Genomic DNA, 23720 nt, shown 5'->3' with positions numbered 1-23720 from the left:
CCCAATGTCTGTCTGCGCAAGCAGCTCCTGAAAACATAGCAGTTTAAACACGGTCCGCAAGCAAAAAGGCCTGCGCCACGTCCGGAAGGGACGCGGCGCAGGCCGAGGTCACGCCACCCTGGTGGCGTGGGACCGTGAAGGCTCAGCCTTTGTGGTGCTGGCCGTGGTGTCCGCCGTGGCCCATGCCGCCGCGGCCCATGCGCTGGCTGTCAAAAACCTTTTGCTGCTCGGGGCTGAGCGCGGCATAAAAGGTCTTGGTCGCGTCGCCGCGTTTGTCCATGGCGGCGTTCATTTCAGCCATGCGCTGAGTGCGCAGGGCACGCATCCTGTCGATGCGCTCGGGTGTGGTCAGCTTGTCGAACTCGGCCTTCATGGCGGCACGGTCGGGACGCGCGCCGTGAACCGGCGGCTGCATGGACGCGGTGAAGGCCGTCCACGCGCCTTCCTGGGCCGGCGTGAGTTTGAGCTTGGCCTTGAGCTCGGCCTGGTGCTTGGCGATGCGCGCCTGCATCTCGGCGGGGTCGTGGCGGCCCATGCGGTCACCGTGGTGGCCGCCGGCTTTGGCCGGAGCGCCTGCGGTGGCGGGTGCCGCAGGCGCGGCGGTTTGTGCCGTGGCGGCCAGGGCTGCGGTGGCCATGATGCCGGCGAGCACCAGGCTCTGGACAGATTTCAGGGGTTTGAACATGGAGGTCATGAAAGCTTCCTTTCGGTAGAAGACAAGCCTGTTGCCGGGAGTGGCGTCAGGTTGAAGGGAAGTTTGCGCCGTCTGTGTAAGGACGCCATGACGCCTGCGTCATGTTTTCGTAAAGTTTCTTTGCGGAACCGGGCCCGGCGCTGCGCCGGCCAGGTCGTCAAGGATGGGGCAGTCGGGCCGGTCGTTGCCCTGGCAGCAGTGGATCAGGTGCCCCAGCGTTTTCTGCATGGCCTGCATGGCGGCGATGCGCTGGGCCAGATCGTCGGCATGTTTCTGCGCAATGCGCCGCACGTTTTCGCTGGCGCGGCGGCGGTTTTGCCACAGGCTGACCAGTTCGGCGATTTCCGGCATGGAAAAACCCAGCTCGCGTGAGCGCTTGATGAAACGCAGCGTGTGGACCTCGGCGTCGCTGTACTGGCGGTAACCGCTGTCGCTGCGGTGCACCTGAGGCAGCAGGCCCAGCGACTCGTAGTGCCGCACCATCTTGGCGGACACGCCGGACTGGCGCGCCGCCTCACCGATGTTCATGGGTGCGCTCATGCGGTGGCATATCCTTCTTCGGATATCGCCGCAATGATGGCCTCGCGGGGCTGGTCCGACTGCACCTCCACCTTGCCTGCCGCGCGATCAATCTTCACTTCGGCCTGCGGATCGAGCGTCTTGACGGCCTGGGTCACGGCGCGTTCGCAATGGCCGCAGGTCATGCCCTGTACGTTGAAGGTCTGGTCCATGGGGTTGTCCTTTCGGGGGTTAACTGGAAGAAGCCTGAAGCTTGAACCTTGCCACCATGGTAAGGTCAAGCGGCTCAACACCAAACCCCTACACCGGGCGAGGTTGATCTGGGTCAAGGCTTGACCTTGCCATCATGGCAAGGTTGACCATACACACATGAACACCACTCTCTCCCCCTCTACCCTGGACCTTGGCGTTAACGGCATGACCTGCGCGTCGTGCGTGTCGCGTGTTGAGAAGGCCCTGAAAAAAATCCCCGGCGTGCAGGACGCCACGGTGAACCTCGCCACTGAATCGGCGCGCGTGGTCTACACCCCTTCGGGGCAGATGGACGCGCAGATTCGCCGTGCGGTGCGCAACGCCGGCTATGAGCCGCGCGCGGCGGAGGAAGCCGTGCCGGAAGATCTTTCGCCGTGGGCCGGCTTTGCGCCGGTGGCCATCGGCCTGCTGCTCTCGGCGCCGCTGGTCGTGCCCATGCTCGGCGACCTGCTGGGCAAACACTGGATGCTGCCCGCCTGGCAGCAGTTCCTGCTGGCGACGCCGGTGCAATTCATTCTGGGCGCGCGTTTTTACAAGGCGGGCTGGCATGCGCTGAAGGCGCTGACCGGCAACATGGACCTGCTGGTCGCCATCGGCACCAGCGCGGGCTGGGGCCTGTCGATGTGGCTGTGGCTCAGTGCCGAACCCGACACGATGCCGCATCTGTATTTCGAGGCCTCGGCCGTGGTGGTGACGCTGGTGCTGCTGGGCAAGTGGCTGGAAGCGCGCGCCAAGCGCCAGACCACCGCCGCCATACGCGCGCTGCATGCCTTGCGGCCCGAGGTCGCGCACGTGCTGCAGGGCTCGGGCGAGGAAACCGACCTGCCGGTGGCCGAGGTGCTGCTGGGCGACCGCCTGGTGGTGCGGCCGGGCGAGCGCATCCCGATGGACGGCCTGCTGCAGGAAGGGCAGACGCAGGTGGACGAGTCCATGCTCACCGGCGAGCCGCTGCCGGTAACCAAGCAACCCGGCGACAAGCTCACCGGCGGCAGCATCAACGGCGACGGGCGGGTGGTGCTGCAGGTCAGTGCGGTGGGCAGCGAAAGTGTGCTGGCCCACATCATCCGCCTGGTGGAAGATGCGCAGGCCGCCAAGGCCCCCATCCAGCGGCTGGTGGACCAGGTGTCGGCCGTGTTTGTGCCGGTGGTGCTGGCCATCGGCCTGCTCACCTTGCTGGGCTGGCTGTGGGCCGGGGCCGGGATGGAGACGGCGCTGATTCACGCGGTGGCCGTGCTGGTGATTGCCTGCCCCTGTGCGCTGGGTCTGGCCACGCCAGCGGCCATCATGGCGGGCACCGGGGTGGCGGCGAAAAACGGCATTCTGATCAAGGACGCGCAGGCACTGGAACTCGCGCACAAGGTCGATACCGTGGCGTTTGACAAGACCGGCACCTTGACTGTGGGCAGGCCGCGCCTGGTCGCATTTTTGGTGGCACCCGGCGCCGATGAGGCAGAACAACGGGCGGTGGCTGCCAGCCTGCAAAGCGGCAGCGAACACCCGCTGGCGCGCGCCGTGGTCGCCGCCGCGCAGGAGCGCGGCATGACGGTGGCGCAGCCCGACGGCCTGCGTGCCGTGCCGGGCCGCGGCAGCGAGGGCGAGGTCGGCGTGCGCAGCTACCTGATCGGCAGCCTGCGCTGGATGGACGAACTCGGTGTGACGCTGGGCGCGCTGGCGGCCGAGGCGCAGCGCTTGCAGGGCGAAGGCGCGACGCTGGCGCTGCTGGTGGAGCGCACGACCGCGGGCCTGAGCCCCCGGGCGCTCATGGCGTTTGCCGACGAGCCCAAGGCCGGGGCCAAAGAGGCGCTGGTGGCGCTGCGTGCGCGCGGCATCCGCATCGTGATGATCTCGGGTGACAACCAGGGCGCTGCGCTGGCCATGGGTGCGCGCCTGGGGCTGGGCGCCGACGAGGTGATGGCCGAGGTGCTGCCGGGCGACAAGGCTGCCAAGGTGGCGGCGCTGAAGGTGGGCGGCCATACCGTGGTCATGGTCGGTGACGGCGTCAACGACGCCCCGGCGCTGGCGGCGGCCGATGTCGGCATGGCCATGGGCACCGGCACCGATGTGGCCATGCATGCGGCCGGCATCACGCTGATGCGCGGCGACGTGGCGCTGGTGGCCGGGGCGCTGGACATCTCGCACCGCACGGTCATGAAGATCCGGCAGAACCTGTTCTGGGCCTTTGCCTACAACGTGGCCGGCATCCCGCTGGCGGCGCTGGGTTTCCTGAGCCCGGTGGTGGCCGGCGCCGCCATGGCGCTGTCCAGCGTCAGCGTGATCTCGAACGCGCTGCTGCTCAAGCGCTGGCGGCTGCGCCGGGATTGACCTGGATCAAGGTTTGGCGCCAAGGCCTGTGACAAGCTGCCGCCATGACCCATTCCTCCCTGCAAATCATCCGCGACGAGCACGCGGCCGTGGCCGCCGTGTTGCGCTCCCTCGTCATGATGATGGAGCGTGGTCCGGGCGACGAGCCCGAGCGCTTTTTTGACGTGGTGCGTGCGATGCTGTTTTACATCGACGAGTTTCCCGAGCGGCGTCATCACCCGAAGGAGTCGGACCTGCTGTTTCCCCGGCTGGCGCGCGTGGCGCCCGAGTTGATGCCGGTGATACGCCGGCTCGAATCCGACCACATGAACGGCGAAGGCAAGGTGCGCGAACTGCAGCACCTGCTGCTGGCCTGGGAGTTGATCGGCGAGACGCGCCGTGCCGCGTTCACCGATGCGGCGCAGGCCTATGTGGGCTTTTACCTCGAGCACATGCGCACCGAGGAAACACAGATCCTGCCGGTCGCCCAGAAGGCCCTGACGGCCGAGGACTGGGCGCAGCTGGACGCCGCCTTCCAGCATGACCGCGACCCGCTCGCCGGCGGCCTGCGCGACCCGTGTTACGACCGGCTGTTCACACGCATCGTGCTGACCGCGCCTGCGCCCATCGGCGTCGGCGCCGCCTGAATTTCCCTCAAAAAGGCCTGTAGCCCATGTCTGATGGGTGCCAGCAGCTATCCATTTTGTAGCACTGTGGCTCCGGCGTGGCCGCCAGGCCTTAAAACGGCTGCTTGAGCCCGACGCTGAGCAGTGTTTCCCGGTTGCTGCGGCCCACGGTCGCATCAAGCTGGAGCTGCTTCGTCAGGAGGATGCGTGCGCCGACCTGGAAGGTGGGCTTGGCCAGCCGCTGGCCGAAGGCTTCCACATGCAGGGTGGCCGCGCCAAACTCACGTTCATGGGCCAGCCCCCAGGTCGCCACGCCTGGCCCGCCTGAAGGCCGCTGTCCGCCGAGATTGAGGTGGGTCGCCCCCCACGTGCTGTTGCAGCTCAACAGGCCGTTGAGGTAGGGCGTGGTGCCCCCCTGGCCGCGGGTTTGCGCGGCGCCCAGCACGAGCGCGGTATTGCAGCCGGCCTCCTGTGCTGGCGTGATGCGCCACTTGGCCTGCAGCGCCTGGCTGGTGGTCGCGGCGGTGCGGTCCCGGGTGACCGAGGCGCCGAGTTCCAGGCCATCGACCGGTGCGTAAGCCGGTGCCACCGTCCAGGTGTGGGCTCGGCCCGGCTGGCGCGCGTACCAGCCTTCGACATGGCCGCTGCCTGCATCGTCGGTGTTGGCATCGTCCACCGTCAGCGGTCGCCCGGCGTGGGCCGAAAGACAGGCCAGCAGGCCGCCGGCGAGCAGCAGCGGGCGAAGCAAAAAAAACGGCGGCATGAAGAACATGCCGCCGAGTTTAGGGGAAGGCCGCGCGATCAGGCCAGCGCCGGATAGTCGGTGTAACCCTTGGCGCCGCCGCCGTAGAAGGTCGCCTTGTCGGGAGTGTTGAGCGGCGCGCTCTCGCGCAGCCGGCGCACCAAGTCGGGGTTGGCGATGTAGGGCCGGCCGAAGGCGACCAGGTCGGCGCCTTCCTGCACGGCGCGCTCGGCCAGGGCCAGGTCGTAGCCGTTGTTGACCATCCATGCGCCCTTGCCCCCCGCAGCGCGGTAAGCCGCCTTGAGCGCGGCGTAGTCAAAGGGGCGCTCGGGCAGGTCGCGTGGGCCGCCGGTGGCGCCTTCGATGATGTGGATGTAGGCCAGGTTCAGCGTGGCCAGTTCGCGGACCACGTAGTCGAACAGCGGCTGCGGGTCGGCATCGACCACGTCGTTGGCCGGTGTCACCGGTGACAGGCGAATGCCGGTGCGGCCGCCACCGATGGCGCCGGTGATGGCGCGGGTGACCTCCAGCAGCAGGCGGGCCCGGTTTTCGATGCTGCCGCCGTAATCGTCGGTGCGCTCGTTGGAGCCGCTCTTGAGGAACTGGTCCAGCAGGTAGCCGTTGGCGCCGTGGATCTCCACGCCGTCGAAGCCGGCGGTTTCCACCGCGTTGCGCGCCGCGGCCTGGTAGGTGTGCACGATGCCGGGCAGTTCGCCGGCGTCCAGGGCCCGCGGCTCGGAAGTCTCGACAAAGGTCGGCACGCCGTCCCTGATCAGCACGGTCTTGGTCTTGGCGGTGATGGCCGAGGGTGCGACCGGCTTGCCGCCATGGGGTTGCAGGTCGGTGTGCGAGACGCGGCCCACATGCCAGAGCTGGACCACGATCTTGCCGCCGGCCTGGTGCACGGCGGTGGTGACTTTTTTCCAGCCGTCGAGCTGCTCGGTGCCGTACAGGCCCGGCACGTCGGAGTAGCCCTGGCCCTCGTGGCTGATGGCGGTGGCTTCGGTAATCAGGAGGCCGGCGCTGGCACGCTGGCTGTAGTACTCGGCCATCAGGGGCGTGGGAATGGCGTCGGGGGCGCGGTTGCGCGTGAGCGGCGCCATGACGATGCGGTTGGCAAGGTGCAGGTCACCGGCCTGGACGGGGTCGAACAAAGTGGGCATGAAAGGGTTCCGGTGGAAGAAGGGACAACAGCCTGCAGTGTGGGCTGTTTTGAATTTGCCGGTGGCCCGCGGGGCTGCTGGTTTCGTGTTATCCGCGCAAGCTGGCTCAGGCAAGTTAGCGCATTCCTGTCGCGGGTGCTTGATCTGGCCCAAAGGGAGGTTCATCAGGGGAAAACAGGCCCGCCAACCGATGCGGCCTGTTTTTGCCAAATTTGCCCGAAGCGCCAGGCGTGGGTCCATGAGCACCATGGACATTTCCTTGCCCGAGGGCGCGTAGTTAAAACCGGCATCGGCCCTTTTCCTGCCTACACCGGCAGCTATGAAAAGAGGAGTGGGTGGGCTGTCCGGTTTGTCCTACAGCGGCGTGCGCCGGCTGCTGATTCGGTGCGCGCGGCCCGCCGCCTACCATTTTGCTTACTGCCATGCAGACGCCTGTTCTGGCGCCTTTTCAGCCTTTCAGGGAGAAACACCATGTTGAAGTACGCCATTATTTTCGCCATCATTTCGCTGATTGCCGGGGCCCTGGGCTTTGGCGGCATTGCCGCCGGCTCCGCGGGCATCGCCAAAATACTGTTCGGCCTGTTCCTGATTCTGGCCGTGGTGTTTATCGTGCTGGCCGCGCTGGGTGTGGGTGCGGCCCGGAAGGCGCTCAAATAAATGCCGCTGTCACTGAATGCCGGCCTCATGTCCCGGGTGCCTCCGATCGAACCTCCCGCCAGGAGCCGCCACGTAGAAGTCCGGCGGGTGGATCGCCTGCGGGCCAGCCTGGCGCAATTGCTGTTGCTGACGCGCCTGCGCGCGCGCACCCGGCGTGACCTGGCAGTGGATTTGCTGGAGCGCGCCGCCCACGTGATTTTTGTGACCTGCAAGAGCTGGTTTCTGCCGCTGCCGGACCGCGACGGCCAGCAGCCCCCGGCGGCGTCCGGCGCCCCGCCTGTACCGGCCCCCGACAACAACACCAATAAGGACCTTGATGCACACCGCCACGATTGACTGCCTGCTCGACTACGACGTCGCCAGCCCCACGCATTTCTGCTTCAGCATCGAGGCGGCTTTCCACGAGGCGCACCGCGTGGTGGAGGAGCGCCTGACCGTGACGCCCAGCGTCAAGGTGCGGCATTTCTGTGACGAGCGCAGCGGCAACCGCTTTTTCCGGCTGGACGCCTCGCGCGGCCAGCTGTCGGTGAACTACCACGCCCAGGTGGAGCTGCACCACGCGCCGGTGCCGCTACACCTGGAGGAAGCGGCGGTGACGGCCGTGCCCGACGACGTCATGCGTTACCTGATGCCGAGCCGCTACTGCGAGTCCGACATCATGAGCCGCGCCGCGCAGCAGCTGTTCGGCCACCTCTCGCCGGGCCTGTCGCGGGTGCGGGCGATTGAAAGCTGGATCCACGATTCCATCCATTACCTGCCGGGCTTCAGCAATTCCACCACCACGGCGCAGGAGGTGTTTGTGCAGCGCGCCGGCGTTTGCCGCGACTTTGCGCACCTGGGCATCACCCTGTGCCGGGCGCTGAACATTCCGGCGCGGCTGGTGGTCGGTTATGTGTATTTTGACGAACCGCCGCAGGACTTCCATGCGGTGTTCGAGGCCTGGCTCGATGGCCGCTGGGTGCTGTTCGATGCGACCCGCATGGCGCCAAACGACCGCCTCGTGCGCGTCGGCACCGGACGCGATGCCAAGGACGTGGCCTTTGCCACAATTTTCGGTAACGTTCAGATGCTGCGCAAGGACCTGGTGGTGGACCAGGGCGACAGCTCGTCCGGCCAGGCGAGCGTTACCTTGCCATCGGCCCTGTCCATGGCCGCCTGACCAGCCGGCCAGCGCTTCAGGATTTCAAGGCTTCAGGACTTGTAGCCTTCGTCGATCCGGTCCAGCTTGCGGATCAGCGAGGGCCAGGCAAAGGCGCCGCCCAGGCCGCCGGTCTGCACCCGCATGGCTTCGGCCACCCCCTTGACGATGAGCGGGTTCACCTCGATCAGCTCACCGCCCGCCTGGGCGTCGAGCTGGATGCGGCAGGTGTTTTCGAAGGTGTACATGCTGAGGAAGGCGTCGGCAATTGTCTTGCCGACCACCAGCAGGCCGTGGTTGCGCAGCATGAGGAAGTTGGCCGTGCCCAGGTCCGCCTGCAGGCGCGGCTTCTCGTCGTCGCGAAAGGCCACGCCTTCATACGCATGGTAGGCCAGCGAGCCCAGCACAAAGGTCGACTGCTGGCTGATCGGCAACACACCGCATTTCTGCGCGCTGACGGCGACGCCGGCGCGGGTGTGGGTGTGGAGCACGCAGCCGGCGTCGGGCCGCGCTTCATGTACCGCGCTGTGGATCACGAAGCCGGCCGGGTTCACCGGGAAGGCGGAGTCGATGACCTTGTTGCACTGTTCATCGACCTTGACCAGGCTGGACGCCGTGATCTCGTCGAACATCAGGCCGTAGGGATTGATCAGGAAGTGATGCGCGCCGGCGCCGCTGACCGATTCGGGCAGCTTGGCGCTGATGTGCGTGAACACCAGGTCGCTCCAGCCGTACAGCGCCACCAGCCGGTAGCAGGCGGCCAGGTCGCAGCGCAATTGCCACTCTTCGGCACTGACAACTTCCTTGAGGGAGGGGATATGCATGAGGGGTCTCCTGAATGGGGATGATGCTGCACGATACGCCATCGCAGCGGCGGCGACGGTCACCCGTTTGACAAGCGCCTGATCGGCCTGCGGTCATCCCGAATCGCTATCAAAAGAAGAGCTGTCGGCGCACATTCCACAAGGGCTAACGGCCCGTTTGGTGCTGAATCGTGCCGCTTCAGTGGCGCAGCAGCCCGGCGGCCGTGTTGAGCAGCCAGGCCTGGCGGAATTCGCTCGGGCTCAGCCCGGTGTGGCCGCGGAACACGCGGCTGAAATGCGAGAGGTTGCTGAAACCCCAGGACAGTGCAATGTCGGTGATGGGGCGCGCCTGCGGCCCGCTTTGCTGCAGCTCGCGGATGCAGGCCTCCAGGCGCAGGTGCAGGATGTAGCTGGCCAGGGTGTCGGTTTCGCCGGCGAAGGCGTTGTGCAGGTGGCGCTTGCTGCAGTTGAGCGCGTGGGCGATCTGCTCGATCGACAGCGCCGGGTCGCGCAGCCGGGTGCTGACGTAGGCGCGGATGCGGTCTTTCAGGGCTTCGCGCTGCGTCACGGCGGTGGCCTGGCCGGCCAGTTCGATCAGCGACAGGCGCACCAGCTGGGCGATCAGCTCGCCGGCACCGCGCGCGGCGGCGGGGCTCATGTTGGGCAGCTCCTGGTAGGTGCTGCGCATGGTGGTGAGCGCCACGCGGGCGATGCCGCTGGCGCCGCCCACGTGGCGTGCCATCAGGTTCTCCAGCGGCAGGCCGCGCTCGATGAGCTGCGCCTTGGGCAGCATCACGATCAGGTGTTCCACACGTTCGGGGTTGTCCACCGCGTAGGCACCGGTGGTGTCGTAAATGGTCCAGGCACCGGGGCTGACCCAGGCGCGCCGGCCCATCTGCTCGACACCGGCGCGGCCCTGCAGCGGCGCCACGATCTTGAGGTAACCGGCATCGCTGGCGCGCACCATGTCCGGGGTGCGCACGACGCGGTGGCGGTTGGCTTCCAGCCGGGTCAGCACCACGTCACCCGCGTGGGCCGAGACCATCTCGCCGTCGAAGTCGGTGTCGCCGTAGAGGTCCGATTCCAGGCCGCCGAAATGTTTCCAGATCCAGTCGCGCCACACCGGCGCGCGCTCGCGCGGGGCAAAGTCGTTGGTCGATACCAGGGTGGCCGCGGTCATGCTTTTCTCCGGTTGATGAACAGGCCCCGGGCCTGTGGAAAGATTATGGGTGTTGTGCCATGTCCTGTTGCAGTTCCGGGTCAAGGGTTAACCCGGATTACCGTGCGCTGACCGTCAACTGCTTTGTGCGCGCAAAGCAAAGCGCCCGGTCCGGTCTCTGCCTATCATGCGGGTTCCAACAGCCCTTCAGGGCGACTACACAGGAGACACCATGGTCCAGACATCCAAGCGTCAATTGCTCAAGGGCGCTGCCGCCGCCGTCGGCGCCGCCGCCTTTGCCCCCTCCCTGTTTGCCCAGGCGGGCCCGGTGCGCATCGGCTACGCCATTGCCCGCACCGGTCCGTGGACCGGCGGCGCGCAGGTCAGCCAGGAACCCAACTACCTGCTCTGGGCCGAGCAGGTCAACGCGGCCGGCGGATTGGACGTCAAGGGCACCAAACGCCCGATCGAGCTGATCAGCTCCGACGACCGCAGCGACATCGAGACCTGCGTGCGTTCGTATGAAAAACTGATGGGCAGCGACAAGGTCGACCTGATCCTGCCGCCCTGGGGCTCGAACGCCAATTTTGCAATCGCCCCGCTGGCCAACCGCATGGGCTACCCGGTGTTGGCGCCGACGGCGCTGTCGCGCAAGCTGGTCGAGCTCAAGCTGCCGAATTTCTTCCTGCTGCTGCAGCAGCCCGACCGCATGGTCGGCGCGCTGGTCGACATGTTGGTCGCCAACGGCGTGAAGACGGTGGCCGTCATCTACGTGGACGACCTGTTCGGCCTGGAAAATTTCTCGGCCCTCAAGGTGGCGCTGCGCAGCACCAGCATCCAGGTGGTGGAAGAAAAAAGCTACCCCGGCGACATCAAGGACCTGTCACCGGTGTTGCGCTCCATCAAGGACAAGAACCCGGAGGCCTTTATCGGCCTGAGCTACCCGCCCGACACCATCCTGGCCAGCAAGCAGTCCAAGGAAATCGGCTTCAATCCGCGCTTTTACTATGCCTCCGTCGGCACCGCCTTCCAGCTCTACCGCAACGTGATGACACCGGCCGGCGCCGAAGGCGTACTCGGCATGGGCTCGTGGAACAGCAAGACCAGCCCGGGCGCCAAGGCCTACTTCGATGCGCACACCAAGAAGTTCGGCGGCAAGGAGCCGGACCGCTGGGCCAGCGGCCACTGCTGGGCCGGCCTGGAGATCCTGCAGGCGGCTGTGGCGAAGTCCGGTCTGGACCGCAAGGCGATCCGCGACTACATCGCCGGCAACACGCACAAGACCATCATCGGCGACGTCAAGTTCACCGGCAGTGAAAACACCGCCACGCCGGGCAGCGTCGGCCAGTGGCAGAACGGCGAGTTCGAGGTGGTGTGGCCGCAGAAGATGGCCACCGCCAAGCTCAGCCTCGTCAAGCCCGCCTGGAAGTAATCACAAGAAAGTGTCATTGCGGGCTGGACCCGCAATCCATGCCTCATGCATCCATGGTGAGCGGGGCGCCATGGATGCCGGATCAAGCCCGGCATGACAGAACTGCGCTATCCCATGTCACTTTTTTCCTGGCTTGAACTGATCGCTTCCGGGCTGATCACCGGCGGCATCTATGCGCTGGTGGCGCTCGGGCTGAACCTGCAGTACGGGTTGATGCGCATCCTGAACATCGCGCACGGCGAGTTCCTGATGCTGGGCGCCTACCTGACCTGGATGGCGCACACCACGCTGGGCATCTCGCCGCTGCTGATGGTGCCGGTGTCCTTTCTGGCGCTGATGGCGCTGGGCCTGGTGATCCACAAGCTGTGTTTCCGGCGCCTGACCGTTACCTCGCCGAACCTCGACATCTTCGAGGCGCGCGGGCTGATGGTGGCTTTCGGCCTGATGTTCCTGGTGCAGAACTTCGCCTCCTTCATGTGGGGCGGTGACCTGCGAGGCTACGACTACCTGGCCGAGCCGGTGAAGATCGGCGAGGCGCAGTTTGCCGGCAACAAGCTGCTGGTGTTCGGCCTGGCGCTGCTGTTCAGTGGCGCGCTGATTGCGCTGCTGCGTTTCACCTTGCTCGGCAAGGGCGTGCGGGCGCTGATGCAGTCGCCGACCGGCGCGCAACTCGTCGGCATCGACACGCAGCGCCTGCACCCGCTGATGTTCGGCATCGGGCTGGGCCTGTCGGGCGTGGCCGGTTGCCTGCTGTCCATGGCCTACACCATCACGCCGTCGATGGGCGAGCCCTACACCGTCACCGCGCTGATCGTCATCACCCTGGGCGGTTTCGGCAGCATGAGCGGCGCGCTGGCCGGCGGGCTGCTGCTGGGCGTGGTCGAGGCGCTGGGCATGCATTTCACGAATCCTTCGCTGAAGGCGCTGCTGTCGTACAGCGTGTTTATTGCGGTCCTGTTGTTGCGGCCGCGCGGCCTGTTTGCGAAGTAAGAAAAGAATGAAAGACAAACAGATTCTGGTGCGCGACCTGCTGCTACTGCTGGCCTTTGCCGGCTGGGCGTTGGCGCTGCCGCATTACGGCAGCGAGTTTGTCGTCTCGATGGCGCTGACCTGCCTGATGTATGTGGCGCTGTCCTCGAGCTGGGGCCTGTTCTGCGGCAGCACGCGTTACCTGTCGTTGGCGACCTCGGCCTTCTTCGGCATCGGCGCCTACACCAGTGCGATTGCGCTGGAAAAAATGGCCTGGCTCGAGTCGATAGCGCTGGGCGCCGGCATTGCCACCGTGGTCGCAGTGGTCATGGGCGCAGCGGTGCTGCATCTGCGCGGCACCTACTTTGCGGTGCTGACCTTCGGCATGACCGAGTTGATCCGTCATGCGGTGACTTACTTTGAAAAGAAAGTCACCGGCACGGTGGGCCGGGTGCTGACCGTGGTGCCCGACCGCGACACGATTTACCTGACGGTGCTGGCGCTGGCCGTGCTGGCGGTGCTGGTGTCCATCATCGTGCGGCGCAGCCGCTTCGGCCTGGCCTTGATGGGCATAGGCGCCGACGAGCAGCGTGCGCAGACCCTGGGCGTGAACACGCGGCTGATCAAGGTGGCGGGTTTTGCGATGACGGCGGCGTTTGCCGGCGCGGTCGGCGCGGCCATGGCGGTGCGCTGGACCTACATCGACCCGCACACGGTGTTCAACCCCTTCATCGGTTTCCAGACGGTGCTGATCGCGCTGATCGGCGGTGCGATGACTTTGTGGGGCCCGCTGATTGCCGCGATTGTGTTCAGCGTGTTGGCCGAGACGCTGCGCCTGCAGGCGCCGCAGGTTTACATGATGTCGCTGGGCCTGCTGCTGATTTTGAGCGTGCTGTATCTGCCGGGCGGGCTGGCCTCGCTGCGCTGGGCGACCTTCAACGGCTGGTGGCAGGGCAGCCGCAGCTGGGCGCATGGCCTGACCCGCAAGGAGCGCAACAATGGCTGAGTTGTTGCTGCAGGCGCGTGACATCACGGTGCGTTTTGGCGGCCTGACGGCGGTTGATGCCGTCAGCGCCGACTTCCACGCCGGCGAACTGGTCGGCATCATCGGCCCCAACGGTGCCGGCAAGACCACCTTTTTCAATGCGATTTCGGGCGTGATCCCGCCGACTGGCGGACAGCTGCTGGCGGCCGGACGCGACCTGGCCGGGCAGGGGCCGCACCGTTATGCCGCTGCCGGTGTGGCGCGTACCTTCCAGACGCCGCGCGTGTTTCCCGACATGAGCGTGGCTGCCAACATCGACTTCGGGCTGAAGTTTGCCGGGCGGACGCGCAAGGGTTCCTGGCACCTGCGCGACGAGACCAGCATTCTCGAACTGATCGGCCTGCACGCCCAGGCAGCCTTGCCAGCGGGCGCCATCACCCCGTCGCAGCAGCGCCTGCTCGAGGTCGGCATGGCGCTGGCCACGCGGCCGCGTCTGCTGCTGCTCGACGAGGTGGCGGCCGGGCTGACCGAAGCCGAGATTGAAAACATGGCGCAGCTGATACGCCGCATGCGTGACGAGCTGGACCTGACGGTGGTGTGGATCGAACACGCCGTGACCACGCTGCTGCGCCACGTCGAGCGCGTGATCGTGCTGCACCAGGGCCGCAAGATTGCCGACGGCACGCCGGCCGAGGTGGTGCGCAATGAAGAGGTGATCGAAGCCTACCTCGGTGATGAGATGGTGGAAGCCCCGGGAGTGCCGGCATGATGTGGTACGCCCCGTCGCCCTTTGTGCTTGGTACGTCCAGCCATGCCCACCTGAAGGTCCAGGGCCTGAGCGCAGGTTACGGCGCCTTCCTGGTGCTGCGCGATCTGACGCTGGAAGTCAAACCCGGCCTGACCGTCATCCTCGGCCCCAACGGTGCCGGCAAGACCACCTTGCTCAAGGCGCTGTCCGGCTTGATCCCGCGTGGTGGCGAGGTGTTGCTCAATGGTGAAGCGTTGGCCAAAAAAACCAGTGACATCGTCAAAGGTGGCATGGCGCTGGTTCCGGAAGGCCGGCAGTTGTTCCCCCAGATGACGGTGACTGAAAACCTCGAACTCGGCGGCTGGCTGGTCGCCAAGGCCGAACGCGCCCGGCGCCTCGAGCAGGCCTTCAACGACTTCCCGAAACTGCGCGAACGCGCCCAGCAGCTGGCCGGCACCATGAGCGGCGGCGAGCAGCAGATGGTGGCGGTGGCGCGCGCCATGATGAGTGCGCCGCGGCTCTTGATGCTGGACGAACCCTCGCTGGGCCTGGCGCCACGCATGGTGGACGAGCTGCTGGCGATCACGCGCCGCATCGCCGACAGCGGCACCACGGTGCTGATGGTCGAACAGAACGTGAAGAAGGCGCTGGCCGTGGCCGACCGCGGTTATGTGCTGGAGCGCGGCACGCTGGTGGCCAGCGGGCCGGCCGCGCTGCTGGCGCGTTCGACCGTAATCCGCGAAGCCTACCTCGGTGCGGCCCCGGCCGCATCCCCCCCCTCGGTGCCCGTCCGGGCCTGACTTTATTTTTCCATCAAGGAGTACCGCAATGTCTGACATGTCCATGCTGATCAACGGCCTGAAGGTCACCGCTGAAAAGGGCGCCACGTTCGAGCGCCGCAACCCGCTCGATGGCAGCGTCGCCACACGCGCCCCGGCGGCGTCGCCCGCCGACGCGGTGATGGCGGTGGAAGCCGCCGCCGAAGCCTTCAAGACCTGGAGCGAAACCGGTCCGAGCGCACGCCGCGCGCTGCTGCTCAAGGCCGCCGATGCGCTGGAGGCGAAGACGCCGCAATTCATCGAAGCCGTGGCCGCCGAGACCGGGGCGTCGGGCATGTGGGCCGGCTTCAACGTGATGCTGGCCGCCGGCATGATCCGCGAGGCCGCCTCGCTGACCACGCAGATCAGCGGCGAGGTGATTCCGTCCGACGTGCCCGGCAATCTGGCCATGGGTGTGCGCCAGCCGGCGGGGGTGGTGCTTGGTATTGCGCCGTGGAATGCGCCGGTCATTCTCGGCGTGCGTGCGATCGCCACGCCGCTGGCCTGCGGCAACACCGTGATCTTCAAGGGCTCGGAAAACTGCCCGCGCACCCACCAGCTGATCGTCGAGGCGTTTGCCGATGCCGGCTTTCCGCCCGGCGTCGTCAACTACATCACCAACGCCCCGGCCGACGCCGGCGCGGTGGTCGAGGCCATGGTGGCCCACCCGGCGGTACGGCGCGTCAACTTCACCGGCTCGACCAAGGTCGGCAAGATCATCGCGATGACCTGCGCGAAATACCTCAAGCCGGTGGTGCTGGAGCTCGGCGGCAAAGCGCCGCTGGTGGTCCTTGACGACGCCAACATCGACGACGCGGTCAACGCCGCCGCCTTCGGCAGCTTTGCCAACAGCGGCCAGATCTGCATGTCCACCGAACGCATCATCGTGGACCAGAAAATCGGTGACGCCTTTGTCAAGAAGTTCGCGGCCAAGGCCAGCGCCCTGCCGCTCGGCGACCCGCGCAAGCCCGAGCCGGTGGTGCTGGGCTCGGTGATCGGCATGGGCACGGTCGAGCACTGCAATGCGCTGATCGACGACGCGCTCGCCAAGGGCGCCAAGCTGGCCTGCGGCGGCAAGGCCGAGAACACACTGATGCCCGCGACCGTGCTGGACCATGTGACACCCGCCATGCGCATCTACCACGAGGAAACTTTCGGCCCGGTCAAGTGTGTGGTGCGTGTCAGCGGCGTGGAGGAGGCCGTGGCCTGTGCGAATGACAACGCCTACGGCCTGTCGGCCGCGGTGTTCGGCGGCGACATCGCGCGGGCCTTCAACGTGGCCAGGCGCATCGACTCCGGCATCTGCCACGTCAACGGCCCGACGGTGCACGACGAGGCGCAGATGCCGTTTGGTGGCGTCAAGGGCAGTGGCATCGGGCGCTTTGGCGGCAAGGCCGGCGTGGCCGAGTTCACCGAACTGCGCTGGATCACGATCCAGACGACGCCGCGGCATTACCCGTTCTGAACTGGCGTTCGGCTGCCTGGGGGGGATTTTTTTGCACCACGTTGCGGCGGTGGTCCGTCCGGATTTGTCATCCCGGACTTGATCCGGGATCCATTTGGATGACTCGTACACCTTGGCGTGCCAACAAGCCGGGTCTCGCCCCGGCAGGCGAGGTACTTTTCTTTGCTTCGCCAAAGAAAAGTACCCAAAAGACAGGCGACCCGATAGTCTGGGTCCCCTGCGCTGCGCTCCGGGGCAACCTGCGGTGCTCGCCAAAAGTGGGGCCGAGCTCGAACTCGCTTCGCTCAGACAATCGCTCGTCCTGATCCACTTTCGGCTGCGCTCCTCGGCCCAGCCCGACGGGTGGGGAAGATCGAATACCCATACCAAATCCGGAGCAGAAGAAGCGCGTAGCGCTTCTTCTGCGGGAATCCTAACGAACGTTCATGTGTGCACGCGAGCGCAGCGCACGCGGCCACATGAGGTCCCCCTCCATCGCCCAGCGGGGCGAGGGAGGGGTTAGGGGTGGGAGTGGGGCGTTGGAGCTACTGTCCAGAACAGACCGCAGGCGCAGCGTGATGCAAGAAAAGGGGGTCAATTCGGGGATGAAGCGTGAGGTGCCGTCGCCACCTCCAGCGACGTCAGCCACTGCATTGCCGCGGCGGCGCTCCCGCCGCACATCTCGGCAGATGGCATGAGCTGCCCGCAGACCGCCGGGCGTTCCGGCTGGCCGAAGATGCGGCAGGCATTCGTGTCGTCCAGCTGCACGCAGCGCACGCCCGCCGGTTTGCCCTGCGGCATGCCGGGAATGGGGGAGCTGATGGACGGTGCGATGCAGCAGGCGCCGCAGCCGGGACGGCAGTTCATTCAAGGACCTTTTTTGTGATGAACAGGTAGGGCGAGCTTACTCTGGCGGCATTGAGTGCGCGCCGAGCCGGCGTAGACGGTAGGCGTTCGGCGTGGTGCCCAGCACCTCGCGGAACGAGGCGGCATAGGCTGCCGCACTCTCGAATTGCAGCATGTGGGCGATGGTTTTGACTGGCCGGCCGGTTGCCAGCAGGCTCAGCGAGGAAATGATGCGCGCGCGTTGTCGCCAGGCGCGAAAGCTCAGGCCCATTTCGGCCGTGAAGCGCCGCGTGAACGTTCGTTCGGACATCGCTGCTTCCGAGGCCAGGTGGTGCAAGGGCAGTTGCCAGTGCTGGGTCTGGAGCAGCAAGACCGCGGCCCGACGCAGAGCTTCGTTCGCGGGCATCGGCAGCTGTGTCGGCAGGCTGGGCGTCTGCTGCAGCGTATGCAGGAGCAGGGAAACCATGAGTTGCAGTGCCGGCGGATCGAAGCGGTCGTCGAACAGGCCGAGGACGAGCTCCCTGATGAGCGGCGAGGCGATCACGGCATGCACCTCGTCCCTCCGCACAAAGGTCTTGCACTGTTCGATGAGCACCGGCTGGCAATACACAGTGCGCATTTCGGTGTCCGAGATCATTTGAATCGCATGGGGATGATGAGGCGGTACCCACAGTGCGCGTTGCGGCGGAACGGTCCAGCGCGCAAAAGAGGTCTCCACCAGCATGACGCCGCTCAGCGCAAACACCAGCTGGCCGGCCCGGTGCTGATGCCGGGACAGGGTGCTGCCGGCGCGATGCGCTTTCGCAAGTGTCGCCCATGAACCGAAATTCTGGCGTGTGGGCGATGTTTGTTGGCGATTCGGATCTGACATGCCATCCTATTATCAAGCCCGTTCCTTTCACTGCGCCACCTTCATCATGCACACAGACACATTTCTAGTTCACTCCGGCCGCGAGACGGCGGACGCCGTCCAGGCCATCAATCCGCCCCTGGTGCGGGCTTCAACGGTGGTGTTCAAGTCGCTGGCTGACTACAAACATGCCCATCACCAGACGGTGTTTGACGCACCGCGTTATGGACGGTCGGGAACATCGACCACCTTCGAGCTGCAGCGCGCCATGGCGGCTTTTGCGGGGGCGCAGAGCTGTCTGGCCACGTCCAGCGGACTGTCTGCGATCGTGGCGGTGTTGAGTGCGCATGCCGGGCCAGGCCGCCACTTGCTGCTCAGCGCCGGCGTGTATGGGCCGACCCGCATCTTCTGCGACAAGGAACTGGCGCCACTGGGCACGATAGTCGAATACTTCCCGGACGGCGCTGACATCACGCCGTACCTGCGGGACAACACCACCCTGGTCTATGTCGAGACGCCCGCCTCGCTCACGATGGAGATGCTGGATGTGCGTGCACTGTGTGCGGCAGCGCGTGCGCGCAATGTCCCGGTGGCGGCGGATTCGACCTGGGGCACCCCGGTATTCTTTGACGCTCACGCGTTGGGCGTTCAGATTTCCATCCACTCGGCCACCAAGTTCATCAACGGGCACTCGGACCTCATGCTGGGCCTGATGACCGGCTCGCTCGATGACCTTGCTGCGCTCCGGGCTTATTGCGACCGCAGCGGCGCCCACGCGGCGCCTGACGTGTGCTGGCTTGCGCTGCGTGGCCTGCGCACGCTGTCAGTTCGCCTGCAGCGGCACCAGCAAACCGCGATGTCCATCGCGCAGTGGCTGCAAGAGCAGCCGAAGGTCAAGCGAGTCATGTACCCGGCCTTGCCATCCGACCCGGGCCATGCGCTGTGGAAGGGCCAGTTTTCTGGCGCGGCGGGGCCGTTCAGTTTCGAGCTGGTGCCATGCAGTGAAAGCGCGTTCGCGGCCTTCATGGACGCGCTGCGGCTCTTCAGTCTGGGCACGAGCTGGGGCGGCTACGAAAGCCTGGTGCTGCCGGCGGTCCCCTACCACCTCAGAACGCTGGACGTGTTGCCCGATGAAGGCCGCCTGGTTCGGCTGCACGTGGGCCTGGAAGACGCCGGAGATCTGCGCGAAGATCTCGATCAGGCCTTGCGCCGGCTCTGATCGCATGATCGCCGCGCCTTGGTGAGCCTGCTAGGCGTTCAGGCGCTGGCTGGCAAAAAGAACTTGGTCAATCACCGCCTGCACGTTCTTGCGATGGGCCTCGCTGACCAGCTGGCCTTGCGCGTCGAACGCATCGCCCGCGTGGCCCAGCGCGAAGGCTTTGGGTGCGACCCAGCATTGCGCGTTGAGCAGCAGCGGCGCCAGGTGGCTTTGCGAACGCAGGCCGCCCAGGGCGCCGGGCGAGGCGCTGAGCATGCCCACGACCTTGCCGCTGAAGGACTTGAAGCCGTCCTGCCAGGCCGGGTCGGCCTTGACCGGGCTGGAGACCCAGTCAACAGTGTTTTTGAGCAGGGCGGTGTAGCTGCCGTTGTATTCGGGCGAACAGATGATCCACGCAGGGTGCTCGAACATCAGCTGCTTGAGCTTCATGACGTCGGCCGGCGTGCCTCGGGCTTCCAGGTCGGCGTTGTACATCGGGACGTCGAAATCCGCCAGCTCGATGTGGGTGACTTCGGCGCCGCTGTTGCGCGCCAGATCGGCGGCTGCATGGGCCAGTTTGCGGTTGAAAGAGGCGAGCCGGGTGCTGCCGGCAAAGATCAGAAGTTTCATGCCTCTATTGTGCTTGTGTGCCGGTGCCTTCACCGTCTTGCCGGCCTGGGCCTCCTGTTGCCACGTTTCATGGGTCATTTTGGCCATGAGCCCTTATGCAGCAAGCGCCATCAGCTATTAAAATCATAGCAATCAGTTTGCCTTGCCGACGGAAGGAATGGCATTGGCCTTGTTGGGGGCCGGCAGCACAAAAAAGAGGCACCCTGATAAAATCACGCTTTTCGTCCTGTGAAAGCGGCAAGCTGTTTGCTGACTGTTCCGGCCCGGCCGGTCTTTTCCAGGGCGCGCAGGCATCTCGCCTGACGACTGCTTTATTGAAGGAGGCGTGATGCACTCGCCTTATGTATATCCGCAAGAATTTGACGTGATCGTGGTCGGTGGCGGCCATGCCGGCACCGAGGCCGCGCTGGCTGCCGCCCGCATGGGTTGCAAGACCCTGCTGCTGACGCACAACATCGAGACCCTGGGCCAGATGAGCTGCAACCCCTCGATTGGCGGCATCGGCAAGGGCCACCTGGTCAAGGAAGTCGACGCCATGGGCGGCGCGATGGCGCTGGCCACCGACGAAGGCGGCATCCAGTTCCGCATCCTCAACAGTTCCAAGGGCCCGGCCGTGCGCGCCACCCGGGCGCAGGCCGACCGCATTCTGTACAAGGCGGCGATCCGCCGCATGATCGAAAACCAGCCCAATCTGTGGCTGTTCCAGCAGGCCGTCGACGACCTGATGGTCGAGGGCGACCGGGTCGTCGGGGCGGTCACGCAGGTTGGCATCCGCTTCCGCTCGCGCACCGTGGTGCTGACGGCCGGGACGTTTCTGGACGGCAAGATCCATGTCGGGCTCAACAACTATGCCGCGGGCAGGGCGGGGGATCCGCCGGCGGTGTCGCTCAGCGCGCGCCTGAAGGAACTCAAGCTGCCGCAGGGCCGGCTGAAAACCGGCACGCCGCCGCGCATCGACGGGCGCAGCATCGACTTCAGCAAATGCACGGTGCAGCCGGGCGATGGCATGCCGGGTGGTACGCCCGGGCCGGTGCCGGTGTTCAGCTTCATGGGCGGGCGCATCCAGCACCCGAGGCAGATGCCCTGCTGGATCACCCATACCAACGAGCGCACGCACGAGATCATCCGTTCGGGGTTTGACCGCAGCCCCATGTTCACCGGCAAGATCGATGGCGTGGGCCCGCGTTACTGCCCGAGTGTCGAAGACAAGATCAACCGTTTTGCGGGCAAGGAAAGCCACCAGATTTTTCTCGAGCCCGAGGGCTTGAGCACCCACGAGATCTACCCCAACGGCATCTCGACCAGCCTGCCGTTTGACATCCAGTACGACCTGGTGCGCTCGATGGCCGGCATGGAGAATGCCCACATCCTGCGCCCGGGCTACGCGATCGAGTACGACTACTTCGACCCGCGCGCGCTGAAAACCAGTTTTGAAACCCGGTCCATCGCCGGCCTGTTTTTCGCCGGGCAGATCAACGGGACCACGGGTTACGAGGAGGCGGCGGCCCAAGGCATGTTTGCCGGCATCAATGCCGCGCTGCAATGCCAGGGCAAAGAGGCCTGGCTGCCGCGGCGCGACGAAGCTTATCTGGGCGTGCTGGTGGACGACCTGATCACCAAGGGTGTGACCGAACCCTACCGCATGTTCACCAGCCGGGCCGAGTTCCGCCTGATGCTGCGCGAAGACAATGCCGACATGCGCCTGACCGAAAAGGGCAGGGAGCTCGGACTGGTGGACGACGCCCGCTGGGATGCGTTCAACCGCAAGCGCGACGCTGTTTCACGTGAAACAGAACGCCTGCGCTCCGTCTGGGTCAACCCGCGCAGCCTGCCGCTGGCCGAGGCCGAACGCGTGCTGGGCAAGGCCATCGAACGCGAGTACACCCTGCTCGATTTGCTGCGTCGCCCCGATGTGAACTACGCGGCGCTGATGTCGCTGGACGGCGGCAAGTATGCGAACCCCGAACTGGCACCACCCGCCGAGGGTGTTTCACGTGAAACAGAGGCGGCCGACATGGCGGCCAGCGTGATCGAGCAGATCGAGATTGCGGTCAAATACGCCGGCTACATCGACCTGCAGAAGACGGAAGTGGAGCGTGCCTCGCACTACGAAAACCTCAAGCTGCCGGCCGACCTGGATTACCTGCAGGTCTCGGCGCTGAGTTTCGAGGCACGGCAAACACTGGCCAAACACCGGCCCGAAACCCTGGGCCTGGCCTCGCGCATCTCCGGCATCACGCCGGCAACCGTGTCGCTGTTGCTGGTGCACCTGAAGAAGAACCTCTGGAAAAACACGGTGCCCCTGAAACCTGCCGAACAAGCCCAAGCCTGATGCGCAGCGGTGAACAGGATTTGCGCGCCGGACTGAAGGCGCTGCAGCTGGACCTGAGCGATCAGCAGATTGGGCAGTTGCTGGACTACCTGGACCTGATTGCCAAGTGGACCAAGGTCTACAACCTGACGGCGGTGCGCGACCCGGCTGAAATGATGACGCATCACCTGCTCGACAGCCTGGCGGCCATCGCGCCGCTGCGCAGGCATTTGCAGCAGGCCGGGCTGGCGAACGGCTCCAGCCTGCTGGACGTCGGATCGGGCGCCGGCTTGCCGGGCGTGGTCATCGCCGTCTGTTGCCCGGCCGTCGCCGTGACCTGTGTGGACACGGTGGCCAAGAAGGCTGCGTTCATCAAGCAGGCGGCGCTGGCCTTGAAGCTGCCCAACCTGGCCGGCCTGCATGCGCGCGTCGAGACGATCAGTCAGCCTTTTGATGTGATCTGCTCGCGCGCCTTTGCGTCGCTGGTCGACTTCACGCAATGGTCGGCCGGGGCGCTGGCGCCGCAGGGTGTCTGGATGGCCATGAAGGGCAGACACCCGGCCGATGAAATCGCCGCCTTGCCGGCCACGGTGGAGGTGTTTCACGTGGAACAACTGGCCGTGCCCGGCTTGGCCGCCGAACGCTGTCTGCTCTGGCTGCGACCCCGAACCGCGGTTTAAGCCACAGTCCGGGCGAAAAAGCGGCCGATCAGGTGCTGATGGCAGGCGTCAACGGGGTTTCAGCCGGTGCGCTGACGTAAACTCAAAACCCTGTTTTCCGGAGGTTTCCATGTTGGGTTCATTTGCTGGTGTCGCTGACTACGGCGCTTTTGTGGTCGCCATTCTTGTGTTTCTGCTGATTCCCGGCCCCGGCAACCTGGCGCTGATCACCTCGACCAGCAAGGGTGGCATTCCGGGCGGACTCGGCGCGACTTTTGGCGTGATCGCGGGTGACCAGGTGTTGCTCTGGGCCGCGGTGGCCGGCGTGTCGGCGGTGATGGCCGCCTACCCGACAGCCTTTCATGCGGTGCAGTGGGCCGGTGCGATTTACCTGGCCTGGCTCGGGTTCAAGATGCTGCTGGCCAAGCCCGGCGATGCACCCATCCTGGAGATCAAGCCGCGCCACTATTTCCGCCAGGCTTTGCTGATCACCTTGCTCAACCCCAAGGCCATCGTTTTCTATATGGCCTTCTTTCCGCTGTTTGTCGATCCGGCACGGCACCAGGGCCTGACCACTTTTGCCGTCATGGCGGCCACCATTGCGGGGCTGACCTTTCTGTACGGCCTGACTTCGGTGCTGATCACCTACTTTCTGGCCGCACGCATACGCGCCAACCCGAAAATCACCTCGGTGCTGAACAAGGCGGCCGGTGTGTTCCTCATCGGCTTCGGCATCAAGCTGGCCATCTCCAAGTAACCCTTCCGATCTCCAGAAC

General features: G+C 65.7%; 25 protein-coding genes. 15 read left to right on the top strand and 10 right to left on the bottom strand.

What is annotated here, in order from left to right:
- Positions 1-142: 142 nt before the first annotated feature.
- The 3 genes from AAG813_RS13330 to AAG813_RS13320 all read right to left on the bottom strand — a co-directional run bounded on the left by AAG813_RS13330 (position 143) and on the right by AAG813_RS13320 (position 1425).
- On the bottom strand, positions 143-694 hold the full coding sequence (locus tag AAG813_RS13330; protein WP_341916034.1) for a Spy/CpxP family protein refolding chaperone: 552 nt from the start codon (positions 692-694) through the stop codon (positions 143-145).
- A 99-nt stretch (positions 695-793) separates the two neighbouring features.
- On the bottom strand, positions 794-1234 hold the full coding sequence (cueR, locus tag AAG813_RS13325; protein ID WP_341916033.1) for a Cu(I)-responsive transcriptional regulator: 441 nt from the start codon (positions 1232-1234) through the stop codon (positions 794-796).
- Positions 1231-1425, bottom strand: a complete 195-nt coding sequence (locus AAG813_RS13320; RefSeq protein WP_341916032.1) for a cation transporter — start codon at positions 1423-1425, stop codon at positions 1231-1233. The genes cueR and AAG813_RS13320 overlap by 4 nt, the downstream gene beginning before the upstream one ends.
- Positions 1426-1582: 157 nt before the next feature.
- Between AAG813_RS13320 and AAG813_RS13315 the strand changes: the two genes are divergently transcribed.
- Positions 1583-3787, top strand: a complete 2205-nt coding sequence (locus tag AAG813_RS13315) for a heavy metal translocating P-type ATPase (protein WP_341916031.1) — start codon at positions 1583-1585, stop codon at positions 3785-3787.
- A 44-nt stretch (positions 3788-3831) separates the two neighbouring features.
- On the top strand, positions 3832-4413 hold the full coding sequence (locus AAG813_RS13310) for a hemerythrin domain-containing protein (protein WP_341916030.1): 582 nt from the start codon (positions 3832-3834) through the stop codon (positions 4411-4413).
- A 91-nt stretch (positions 4414-4504) separates the two neighbouring features.
- Here the strand turns inward: AAG813_RS13310 and AAG813_RS13305 are convergent, their stop codons facing one another.
- On the bottom strand, positions 4505-5155 hold the full coding sequence (locus AAG813_RS13305) for a hypothetical protein (RefSeq protein WP_341916029.1): 651 nt from the start codon (positions 5153-5155) through the stop codon (positions 4505-4507).
- A gap of 38 nt (positions 5156-5193) precedes the next feature.
- The gene (locus AAG813_RS13300) at positions 5194-6297 is read right to left on the bottom strand and encodes an alkene reductase (RefSeq protein ID WP_341916028.1); all 1104 of its coding nucleotides are present in this window, start codon (positions 6295-6297) and stop codon (positions 5194-5196) included.
- Positions 6298-6768: 471 nt separating this feature from the next.
- On the opposite strand from AAG813_RS13300, the gene AAG813_RS13295 reads away from it, so the two are divergent.
- Genes AAG813_RS13295 through AAG813_RS13285 form a run of 3 tightly spaced genes read left to right on the top strand, consistent with a single transcriptional unit; the run spans position 6769 to position 8113 of the window.
- Positions 6769-6954, top strand: a complete 186-nt coding sequence (locus AAG813_RS13295; protein WP_341916027.1) for a DUF1328 domain-containing protein — start codon at positions 6769-6771, stop codon at positions 6952-6954.
- Between the two features lie 27 nt (positions 6955-6981).
- A complete protein-coding gene (locus AAG813_RS13290) occupies positions 6982-7290 on the top strand; it encodes a hypothetical protein (protein ID WP_341916026.1) in 309 nt (102 codons plus the stop codon).
- Positions 7271-8113 (top strand): transglutaminase family protein, encoded by an 843-nt coding sequence (locus AAG813_RS13285; protein WP_341916025.1) that lies wholly within the window; start codon positions 7271-7273, stop codon positions 8111-8113. Before AAG813_RS13290 ends, AAG813_RS13285 begins: the two co-directional genes overlap by 20 nt.
- A 32-nt stretch (positions 8114-8145) precedes the next feature.
- On the opposite strand, the gene AAG813_RS13280 is transcribed toward AAG813_RS13285, so the two are convergent.
- Positions 8146-8916, bottom strand: a complete 771-nt coding sequence (locus AAG813_RS13280) for a class II aldolase/adducin family protein (RefSeq protein WP_341916024.1) — start codon at positions 8914-8916, stop codon at positions 8146-8148.
- A 178-nt stretch (positions 8917-9094) separates the two neighbouring features.
- Positions 9095-10075 (bottom strand): helix-turn-helix domain-containing protein, encoded by a 981-nt coding sequence (locus AAG813_RS13275; protein WP_341916023.1) that lies wholly within the window; start codon positions 10073-10075, stop codon positions 9095-9097.
- Positions 10076-10286: 211 nt separating this feature from the next.
- Between AAG813_RS13275 and AAG813_RS13270 the strand changes: the two genes are divergently transcribed.
- From AAG813_RS13270 to AAG813_RS13245, 6 genes are all read left to right on the top strand, one after another.
- Entirely contained in the window at positions 10287-11486 is a 1200-nt protein-coding gene (locus tag AAG813_RS13270) for an amino acid ABC transporter substrate-binding protein (protein WP_341916022.1), read from the top strand.
- 114 nt (positions 11487-11600) lie between these two features.
- The gene (locus AAG813_RS13265) at positions 11601-12476 is read left to right on the top strand and encodes a branched-chain amino acid ABC transporter permease (RefSeq protein ID WP_096698334.1); all 876 of its coding nucleotides are present in this window, start codon (positions 11601-11603) and stop codon (positions 12474-12476) included.
- A 7-nt stretch (positions 12477-12483) separates the two neighbouring features.
- Positions 12484-13461: a branched-chain amino acid ABC transporter permease gene (locus AAG813_RS13260; RefSeq protein WP_341916021.1), complete on the top strand. Its 978-nt coding sequence runs from the start codon at positions 12484-12486 to the stop codon at positions 13459-13461.
- Complete coding sequence (locus AAG813_RS13255) at positions 13454-14209, top strand: ABC transporter ATP-binding protein (RefSeq protein WP_341916020.1); 756 nt, start codon at positions 13454-13456, stop codon at positions 14207-14209. Before AAG813_RS13260 ends, AAG813_RS13255 begins: the two co-directional genes overlap by 8 nt.
- Positions 14206-14988: an ABC transporter ATP-binding protein gene (locus AAG813_RS13250; RefSeq protein WP_341916019.1), complete on the top strand. Its 783-nt coding sequence runs from the start codon at positions 14206-14208 to the stop codon at positions 14986-14988. Before AAG813_RS13255 ends, AAG813_RS13250 begins: the two co-directional genes overlap by 4 nt.
- A gap of 28 nt (positions 14989-15016) precedes the next feature.
- Positions 15017-16471: an aldehyde dehydrogenase gene (locus AAG813_RS13245; protein ID WP_341916018.1), complete on the top strand. Its 1455-nt coding sequence runs from the start codon at positions 15017-15019 to the stop codon at positions 16469-16471.
- Positions 16472-17044: 573 nt separating this feature from the next.
- Here AAG813_RS13245 and AAG813_RS13240 read toward each other — a convergent pair.
- Together AAG813_RS13240 and AAG813_RS13235 are read right to left on the bottom strand one after the other, a co-directional pair.
- Positions 17045-17317 carry a YkgJ family cysteine cluster protein gene (locus AAG813_RS13240; RefSeq protein WP_341916017.1) on the bottom strand — a complete coding sequence of 91 codons (273 nt, stop codon included), beginning with the start codon at positions 17315-17317 and terminating at the stop codon, positions 17045-17047.
- A 37-nt stretch (positions 17318-17354) separates the two neighbouring features.
- Positions 17355-18167, bottom strand: a complete 813-nt coding sequence (locus AAG813_RS13235) for a helix-turn-helix transcriptional regulator (protein ID WP_341916016.1) — start codon at positions 18165-18167, stop codon at positions 17355-17357.
- 46 nt (positions 18168-18213) lie between these two features.
- Here AAG813_RS13235 and metC point away from each other — a divergent pair, with 46 nt between their 5' ends.
- Positions 18214-19365 carry a cystathionine beta-lyase gene (gene metC, locus AAG813_RS13230; protein WP_341916015.1) on the top strand — a complete coding sequence of 384 codons (1152 nt, stop codon included), beginning with the start codon at positions 18214-18216 and terminating at the stop codon, positions 19363-19365.
- Positions 19366-19395: 30 nt separating this feature from the next.
- On the opposite strand, the gene AAG813_RS13225 is transcribed toward metC, so the two are convergent.
- Positions 19396-19974: an NAD(P)H-dependent oxidoreductase gene (locus AAG813_RS13225; RefSeq protein ID WP_341916014.1), complete on the bottom strand. Its 579-nt coding sequence runs from the start codon at positions 19972-19974 to the stop codon at positions 19396-19398.
- Between the two features lie 328 nt (positions 19975-20302).
- Here AAG813_RS13225 and mnmG point away from each other — a divergent pair, with 328 nt between their 5' ends.
- The 3 genes from mnmG to AAG813_RS13210 all read left to right on the top strand — a co-directional run bounded on the left by mnmG (position 20303) and on the right by AAG813_RS13210 (position 23701).
- Entirely contained in the window at positions 20303-22306 is a 2004-nt protein-coding gene (gene mnmG, locus AAG813_RS13220; protein ID WP_341916013.1) for a tRNA uridine-5-carboxymethylaminomethyl(34) synthesis enzyme MnmG, read from the top strand.
- Positions 22306-22965 (top strand): 16S rRNA (guanine(527)-N(7))-methyltransferase RsmG, encoded by a 660-nt coding sequence (gene rsmG / locus AAG813_RS13215; protein WP_341916012.1) that lies wholly within the window; start codon positions 22306-22308, stop codon positions 22963-22965. The genes mnmG and rsmG overlap by 1 nt, the downstream gene beginning before the upstream one ends.
- A 109-nt stretch (positions 22966-23074) precedes the next feature.
- On the top strand, positions 23075-23701 hold the full coding sequence (locus AAG813_RS13210) for a LysE family transporter (protein WP_341916011.1): 627 nt from the start codon (positions 23075-23077) through the stop codon (positions 23699-23701).
- Positions 23702-23720: the final 19 nt, after the last annotated feature.

It is taken from the genome of Polaromonas sp. YR568 (assembly GCF_943371715.1).
GTDB lineage: Bacteria > Pseudomonadota > Gammaproteobacteria > Burkholderiales > Burkholderiaceae_C > Polaromonas.
Note: the sequence above shows the minus strand (reverse complement) of the source record. Positions and strands in the feature narration are given on the sequence as shown.